Raw genomic sequence first — 754 nt, forward strand, 5'->3', positions numbered from 1 at the left:
TTAGTAAAAGTCAATCCTGACATCTCTGATGAGCAGCTTGTAAAAGCATTTTCCGACTTTCAGAATTCTTACTCCAAGAGCTATAATAAAGTCTATTTTAGAAACGGATCACTTTTTCAAAGAAAATTTAAGCGAAAGAAAATAAAATCAGAAGAATACCTGACCAAAGTTATCATCTACATTCATCAAAACCCAGTCAAGCATCAGCTAACCAAAGGTCCTTTTGAATGGCGGTTTTCTTCTTTCCAAGCATATATTTCCGACAAACCGTCGAAAGTAAATAGGGAATTGGCGTTAGAATGGTTTGGAGGAATAGATGGCTTCACAATTGCGCATCAAGAGAATGTGGAAAAGTATTTACCGGAGGATTATCTATTTGAGTAGCTTTTTCTTTAAAAACCTTCGAGGTCAAAAAAAGATCTCAAAGGTTGGCAGCAACCTGACCTTTGAGGTTTCAAAAAACCCCGAAGGTCTTTGTTGAAGAGTAAAACCTTATTTTATTCACAGTTCCTTGAAAAACCTTCGAGGTCAGAAAAAAGACCTCAAAGGTTGGCAGCAACCCGACCTTTGGGGTTTCCAAAAACCCCGAAGGTCTTAATTTAGAAATTAGCATTAGTTTATTTCACGCCTTCTCCAAGAAAACCTTCGAGGTCAAAAAAAGACCTCAAAGGTTTAACCCCCACTTTCATATTTACCATTTTCCCACCCATTTTTACCACAATACCTGTATATACCTAGGTTATTTTTGTAGCTG

General features: G+C 37.1%; 1 protein-coding gene. It reads left to right on the plus strand.

The window, feature by feature from the left end:
• The coding region (locus tag ADIS_RS23160; RefSeq protein WP_035805889.1) for a transposase at window positions 1-384 on the plus strand (384 nt) is incomplete at its 5' end.
• Between the last annotated feature and the right edge of the window lie 370 nt (window positions 385-754).

It is taken from the genome of Lunatimonas lonarensis (genome assembly GCF_000390185.1).
GTDB classification, from domain to species: Bacteria; Bacteroidota; Bacteroidia; order Cytophagales; family Cyclobacteriaceae; genus Lunatimonas; species Lunatimonas lonarensis.